General features: G+C 38.4%; 4 protein-coding genes. 3 read left to right on the top strand and 1 reads right to left on the bottom strand.

The window, feature by feature from the left end; genetic code table 11:
• On the top strand, nucleotides 1–2,695 hold a 2,695-nt coding region (locus FFR48_RS23060), incomplete at its 5' end, for a DUF2157 domain-containing protein (protein WP_137668977.1).
• Between the two features lie 83 nt (nucleotides 2,696–2,778).
• Here the strand turns inward: FFR48_RS23060 and FFR48_RS23055 are convergent.
• Nucleotides 2,779–3,729 (bottom strand): NAD-dependent epimerase/dehydratase family protein, encoded by a 951-nt coding sequence (locus FFR48_RS23055; RefSeq protein WP_137668976.1) that lies wholly within the window; start codon nucleotides 3,727–3,729, stop codon nucleotides 2,779–2,781.
• A 297-nt stretch (nucleotides 3,730–4,026) separates the two neighbouring features.
• Here FFR48_RS23055 and purD point away from each other — a divergent pair, with 297 nt between their 5' ends.
• Together purD and nblS are read left to right on the top strand one after the other, a co-directional pair.
• Nucleotides 4,027–5,310, top strand: coding sequence for a phosphoribosylamine--glycine ligase (gene purD / locus FFR48_RS23050; protein ID WP_137668975.1), 1,284 nt, complete (start codon nucleotides 4,027–4,029; stop codon nucleotides 5,308–5,310).
• 439 nt (nucleotides 5,311–5,749) lie between these two features.
• Nucleotides 5,750–7,696: a two-component system sensor histidine kinase NblS gene (gene nblS, locus FFR48_RS23045; protein WP_096567564.1), complete on the top strand. Its 1,947-nt coding sequence runs from the start codon at nucleotides 5,750–5,752 to the stop codon at nucleotides 7,694–7,696.
• The last annotated feature ends 208 nt before the right edge of the window (nucleotides 7,697–7,904 follow it).

Raw genomic sequence — 7,904 nt, 5'->3', positions numbered from 1 at the left:
TAACTCAAAAATTGATTTCACAGCTATTTTCTTGATTGGTTTACAAACAACCTGGTTAAGTTGGCGGATAGTACCAGAAACATTACAGCAATTTATCATTAATACAGCAACTTATCTGACTAATTCTCAAAATCAACCTTTAGCATTATTGAGTATTGCTTTATTTCCTTATTTAATATTGATGTTAATTTTCACAGAAAAATTGCATCATGAACAAAAAGAAGAATTAGCAGTTTTTGGTAAACAGCTAACCCTATTATTAGGGGTTTGCTTAACAATGTTCGCTTTACTAAATTCTACCTTATTAACACTCAATCTTTTATTGTCTGCCATTACTTTAGCTATCGTTACTAAACGCTATGCGTCTCTTCCCCATTTACTGTATTTAACTCATGTTACAGGTTTGTTGGCTGTTTTTTCTGCTATCAATTGGTTATCACCAAATTTGAGTAAAGAAATTTGGGCAACAATTTTGTTAACTGTCATGGTTGCAGAATGGGTATTTAGTCTCGGTGCAGGAATTTGGAAACGTAGTGCTTGGTATATTGGTTTAGCACTTGCTACCTTGAGTTTTTCTTTATTGTTGGTAAATGTACAATTATTATCTGATCACAATTGGGGAGTTATTTGGTTAATTACACCTTTAGCACTTACAGGTTTAGCTATTCTCACTCATGATGAACAACATCGCACTTTTAATACTTTTTTGAGTATTTTATCTGTCATTGCTGCCCAATTTTTAACCCTACCTTTAACAGAAACAAGATTAATTAGTTTGGGTGTAAGTGCAAGTGTGTTGTTTGTCAATACCCGCTATTTAATAAAACAAGAAACTGCTGCTTTAACCATCGGTTTTGGACTGAGTTTTATTGCTGCATTATTGTGGAATATACCAAATTTAGCTTTATCAGTTTGGTTTTTGGTTGGTGGTTTTGCTATCTTTACTTTATGGTTAGGACGTACCATACTTTTAAGAAAAAATACCGAATTAACCCTTATTTACGCAGCAGCAAGTGATAAATTGGCTATTGCACTATCTACCATAGAATTAATAGGAATTACCTTACATTCATTCCTTGTGTATACGGTAAATAGCAATGCCGAAATTTTCTATTTATTGGCTACATCAATAACTTTAACTGCCATTATTTATCGTACTTATCAACAATTAACAAACTGGGCATTTTATAGCATTGGTTGGTGTTTAGAATTGTTAGTGGCGGAAATTTTAGGTTTTGGTGAACCATCAATTATTAAAATAGGAATTGCTAATATTGCCTTGGGTTTAATAACTCAACTATTCGGTGAATTGTGGCGCAGAAAATATCAAACATCCTCTCAAACTATACCTCAAAGTTTCCATATTTTACCCATAATTTATGGTGCATTTAGTGTTTTATTAAGGTTCAATACCTTTACCGACTGGACAGGTTTATATAGTTTAGGGATAGCCTTAATTTTAGTTGGTGTAGGAAGGAGAAGAGAAGAATTTAAACCATTACTTTATTTTGGCATTATTGGGATATCAATTTCTGCTTATGAACTGCTATTTTATCAAATGTCTGAAGCTACAGGAGGTGCATTAAGAGATGGTTTAATAGCTATGTCAGCGTTAGGAACTAGCATCATGTATGCTTACCGTATCCTTTCCCCTTGGTTAGTAAATTATTTTTGTCTCACACCAGGAGAATTAAAAAATATTGCCCATTTACATTGGTTTTGGAGTAGTATTTTATTATTAGCTGCTGTCACAGTTCCCACAGAAATTAACCTTTATCCAGCTATAGGAACAGGACTATTTTTAACCCGCTATGGAATATGGCAAGGAAGAAGAAATAATTTCCATCAACCTGTACAAACTGTTAGTAATATCAGTAAAGATGAAATTTGGGTTTATCTAGGTTTATTAACAGCAGGGATAACAGGTATTTATTTACAAAATTTACCCATAGGTAGCTTTTTAACTCAACAGTTAACACCTTGGAACGGTGCTTTAGCTTGCATCTTTGCCTACTTCCTCTACATTACACCTTGGGAAAAATTAGGTTGGTCAAAAACACCGTGGCAACGTACATCATACATTCTACCATTAATCATCATCGGAATTACCCAACAGCAAATTTATCCCCTGACCTTAATTATTGCTGCTTTATACTATATCTTTCTGTCTACAAAAACCAGACAAATTCGCTTTACCTACATTAGTGTAATTTTAATTAATTGGGCATTATTTAAATGGTTTATTCAATTAAACTTCACAGATAGCTTATGGTATATCACACCCATCAGCTTATCAATATTATATATTGCCCAAATAGACCCACAATTAAAACCACAAGAATTTAAACCAATACGTCATTTAATCAGAACAATTGGTAGTGGTTTAGTTTGTGGTTGGACAATATTATTTTATCAAAATTTACCTTACATACCCGGTATTTTTAGCCTTATTGCTATCTTTGCCGGACTAGCTTTAAAAATACGTGCCTTCCTGTATGTTGGTACAGCAACTTTTATCATTACCAGCATTTATCAATTAGTAATTTTCAGCCTCAGTTACTCCTTCTTAAAATGGATAATTGGCTTATTAGTAGGCATTCTTTTAATTTATATAGCAGCCAACTTTGAAACCCGACGCACTCAAATTACTTCTTTACTTCGCAATAGCATCGAGAAATTTCAACAATGGGAATAATGAAAATTAAAAATTGAGAATTAAAAATTAAAAATTAAAAATTAAAAGCCCCCCTTTTTAAGGGTGGTTGGGGGGATCAACAACTACAAATACAAAGACTTAACCCACTCCCATTCTTTTGCTAAACCCTCCCTCAAAGAAACCTGTGGCCGATAACCAAGAATTTTTCGCGCCTTAGAAACATCAGCAGCAGTATGACGCGCATCACCCATAGCCTTTTCAATATGATTGCGTTTAAGAGGCTTACCAACAATTTCTTCCATTGTATCCAAAACTTCAGTTAAAACCACCCTACTACCACCACCAATGTTAAAAATTTCTCCCACCGCTTCTGGTGCAGTAGCAGCAGCTAAGTTAGCAGCAACCGCATCACTGACAAATGTAAAATCTCGCGTTTGCTGTCCATCACCATAGACAGGAATAGCCTCATCCTGCAAAACCCCTTTAAAAAACTTATGAAATGCCATATCTGGTCTTTGTCTTGGACCATAAACCGTAAAATACCGCAAAGAAACAAAAGGCACACCAAAATTTTTATGATATAGTCCACACAACCTTTCAGCAGCTAACTTAGTGATACCATAGGGTGAAACCGGTTTAGGTGCAATTTCCTCATGAGTTGGTAAAGTTTCCGCATCACCATATACACTGGATGTTGAGGCAAATACTAACCTTTTCAACCGGGAAGCATCCTTAGCAGCTTCCAACAAAACCTGTGTAGTGTTAATATTCCGTTCCGTATAAGCCCGAAAACCCTGACCCCAGGAATTTCTCACCCCAGCTTGTGCTGCCTGATGATATACTATTTCCACATCTTGAAAAAGTTTTGGCAAATCTAAAAATTGAATATCCCCTTCAACTAAAGTAAAATTCGGTGAATTTTCAAAGGTGGCAATATTTTTTCGCTTTAACTGTGGATCATAATAATCATTAAATTCATCAATGCCAATTACTTCTTCTCCCTGTTGCAATAAGGTATTGACCAGGTGAGAACCTATAAACCCAGCAGCCCCAGTAACGATAATTTTAGTCATGTTCCCGATGTTTTGAAATGTTTATGATTTTTTTTATCAACGTCATTCTAACTGTTAATAAGTTATGCTAAGTTGTGCTAATTTTTTAACTAGACATTTTCTTTTTACTAAAAACCACAAAACTTTATAGTTTGTTGACAATTTTAGTAAATCGTGATGAATTTGACTTACTAAATTAAGTGTTCCTAGTTTCCCCTTGCCCGTTCAGACCTTGATTATTAGGATAATTAGTGAAAAAATTAATCTGCGAGTAACTTTGTGGCATTCGCACTTTGACAGGAACGCACGAGGAAATAAGTGAAAGTTTTAGTTGTCGGTAATGGGGGACGTGAACACGCTCTAGCGTGGAAACTGCTACAATCAGACAAAATTGAGCAAGTTGTCTGTGTACCTGGGAATGGCGGTACTGCAACAATGGAACGTTGCCAAAATTTGCCTTTAGCGGTAAATGACTTTGAAGGCATAGGCAAATTTGCTCTGGAAAAGGGCATTTTTTTAGTAGTGGTTGGTCCAGAAGTACCTTTAGCAAAGGGTATTACAGACTATCTGCAAAGTAAAGGACTGATGGTATTTGGTCCAAACAAAGCCGGAGCGCAAATAGAAGCTAGTAAAGCCTGGGCTAAAGCTTTAATGCAAGAGGCAGGAGTTCCCACGGCTAAAGCGGCAGTTTTTCAAGAAGCAGCAGCAGCAAAAGCTTATGTACAAGCAGAGGGAGTGCCAATTGTCATTAAAGCTGATGGTTTAGCTGCTGGTAAAGGTGTCATAGTAGCCCAAACCGTTGAACAAGCAGAAACCGCTATAGATGCTATTTTTCAAGGACAGTTTGGCAGTGCAGGTAATTTTGTTGTCATTGAAGAATGCTTATTAGGTCAAGAAGTTTCAGTTTTAGCATTAACAGACGGGTTAACAATTCGTCCCTTGTTACCTGCTCAAGATCATAAACGCATAGGAGAAGGCGACACCGGAGAGAATACCGGAGGTATGGGAGTGTATACGCCTACACCCATCGCCACACCGGAATTAATGGGGCGTGTGCAAACAGAAGTTTTAGAAAGAACCATCACAGCTTTAAGAAATAGAGGTATTGACTACCGGGGAGTTTTGTACGCTGGTTTAATGGTTGCAGACAATGGCGACTTTAGCGTTTTAGAATTTAACTGTCGCTTTGGTGATCCAGAAACTCAAGTCATTTTACCTTTGCTAGATACACCCTTAGAAGATTTAATCTTAGCTTGTATCCAGCAGCGTTTAGGAGAAATGCCACCTCTAACTTGGAAACCAGGTGCAGCAGCTACAGTAGTTGCCGCTTCAGGTGGTTATCCTGGAGATTATGAGACAGGCCAAGTGATCACCGGTATTGAAGCAGCAGAAACAGTAGGTGCAATAGTATTTCATGCCGGCACAAAGCTGAACTCAGACCAGCAAATCGTTACAGACGGTGGTAGAGTCTTAAATATTACTGGAATGGGAGAAAATTTTCAGCAAGCGATCGCCCAAGCTTACACTGGAATCAAACACATTCAATTTTCAGGAATGTACTACCGTCGAGATATCGGTCATCGTGTCTTGAAAACAAAGTGATACAGCACTTTGCAGGTAAATGAAGTACACATATTAACATTTTAATATAATAAATCTTGTGGGGTGGGCATCCTGCCCGCCTTTGTGTACCTCATTCAGATAAAATAGACTGTAATTTAGCAGGTTAGTAGGTTTTCCACCTCCCCACCATTCCATCTTCCCCATTTCTCCCTAACACCTTTTTTGAATTAACTGTTAATTTTTAAATGGTTGAGACAGAAAACACACAACTACTAACAGCTATAGTGATCCGATTTGATTCATGAATTTTTCGTGGAGGCAGGGAACAGGGAACAGGGAACAGGGAACAGGGAACAGGGAACAGGGAACAGGGAACAGGAAAGAAGGCTGTCAGTATTTATGGTGAGCGAAGCCGAACCATGTACTGAGTTCTGTTCAAAAATCAAATAGGAGTCCTATATATATAAATATATTTAAGATGCTGGCTTTTTTCACAACAATCCGCAACGTCATTAGCCATTGGTGGTATGAATTTACCCTCCAAACCAAACTTCTAGCAGTCGCCACCCTAGTTGTTTCCTTATTCATGAGTGGCCTAACTTTTTGGGCAGTCAACACCATTCAACAAGATGCACGTCTTAACGATACCCGCTTTGGTCGTGACCTGGGACTACTACTAGCTTCCAACGTTGCCCCACTCATCGCGGAAAACAATCTCACAGAGGTAGCCCAATTTTCCCAACGTTTCTACAGCAGTACATCTAGCGTCAGATATATGCTTTACTCTGATGAAACCGGGAAAATCTTTTTTGGCATTCCTTTTTGGGAAACCGAAGTAGAAAACTCCCTCACCATCAAACGAAAAATACAACTACCAGAAGATTATCCTGGTGACGATGACCAGCCAATGGTACGCCAACATAACACCCCAGATGGTTTAGTCACAGATGTATTTATTCCTTTAATAGAGGATCAAAAATATTTAGGCGTGTTGGCCATTGGCATCAACCCCAACCCCACAGTAGTCATTTCCTCCAACTTTACCCGTGATGTCACCATCGCTGTATTTATCACAATTTGGGTGATGGTTATTTTAGCAGGAGTAATTAACGCTTTAACCATTACAAAACCAATTAAAGAACTATTAGTAGGCGTTAAACAAATTGCCGCCGGGAATTTTAAACAGCGAATTGACCTACCACTGGGAGGGGAACTAGGAGAGCTTATTTTCAGCTTTAATGAAATGGCAGAGCGTCTAGAACGCTACGAAGAACAAAACATAGAAGAATTAACCGCCGAAAAAGCCAAATTAGAAACCTTGGTTTCCACCATTGCCGATGGTGCAGTATTAATTGACAACAATATGCAGGTAATTTTAGTCAACCCCACAGCACGACGCATTTTTGCCTGGGAAGGGGTTGATGTGGTAGGTAAGAATGTACTGCATAACTTACCCCAAAGCGTACAAATGGAAATTACCCGCACCTTGTACGAAATGGCAGCCGGTGAATGTGAAAGTGCTGAGTTCCGCATCCCCCTCAACCAACCCACCAAACGCACTATCCGTATTCTTTTAACCACAGTCCTGAACCTGCAACGAGAAAGTATTAAAGGTATCGCCATTACAGTGCAAGATATCACCCGTGAAGTAGAACTGAATGAAGCCAAAAGTCAATTTATCAGCAATATTTCTCACGAACTACGCACACCATTATTTAATATCAAGACCTATATAGAAACACTCCATGACTACGGTGAAGACTTAGGAGCAGAAGACCGCCGCGAATTTCTCGCAACTGTAAATCATGAAACCGACAGACTTACCCGCTTAGTCAACGATGTATTAGATTTATCAAAACTAGAATCCGGTCGCACTTACAACTTTGATGGTGTTGATTTAGCACAAGCATTAGAGCAGACCTTACGCACTTACCAACTCAACGCCAAAGATAAAGGAATTGAACTGGTTCAGGAAGTAGCCCCGAATTTACCGCTAGTAATGGGTAATTATGATTTATTACTGCAAGTTTTTGGTAATTTAATCGGTAATGCGCTCAAATTCACTCCCGCAGGTGGTCAAGTAGCCATTCGCGCCTACCAGCTAAAGCCTCCCATATCAGAACAAAAGCATCCCCTAGTCAGGATTGAAATTAGTGATACAGGTATAGGTATCGCCCCAGAAGACCAACAGGCAATATTTGACCGCTTCTTCCGGGTGGAAAATCGAGTTCACACCCTGGAAGGTACAGGTTTAGGTTTATCAATTGTCAGAAACATCATGGAAAGACATCATAGTCAAGTACATTTAGTCAGTGAAGTTGGTGTAGGTACTACTTTCTGGTTTGACTTAGCCATATTTGATGAAGAAGCCGTACCCGCATTGCTGCAAACCACAGGTGACACATCTGAAATAGCAAAGGTTTGACGCTTAACTATTAGGACTTACGCAAAATATCTCTCAAACCCTCTTTCCTTCGTGTCCTTCGTTGCTTTGTGGTTGATTCTGCCGATACAAAAAAGCTAACTAATGCTAACAAAAGTTGGCTTTTTCTTCCTGTTTCACCCTAGCAGTGTCGGCACTATCTAGTCCACAGGCTAACACGATCAATCTGACCGCTTCTTGTTTTAAATTA

Source organism: Sphaerospermopsis reniformis (assembly GCF_005402885.1).
Lineage (GTDB): Bacteria > Cyanobacteriota > Cyanobacteriia > Cyanobacteriales > Nostocaceae > Sphaerospermopsis > Sphaerospermopsis kisseleviana.
Note: the sequence above shows the minus strand (reverse complement) of the source record. Positions and strands in the feature narration are given on the sequence as shown.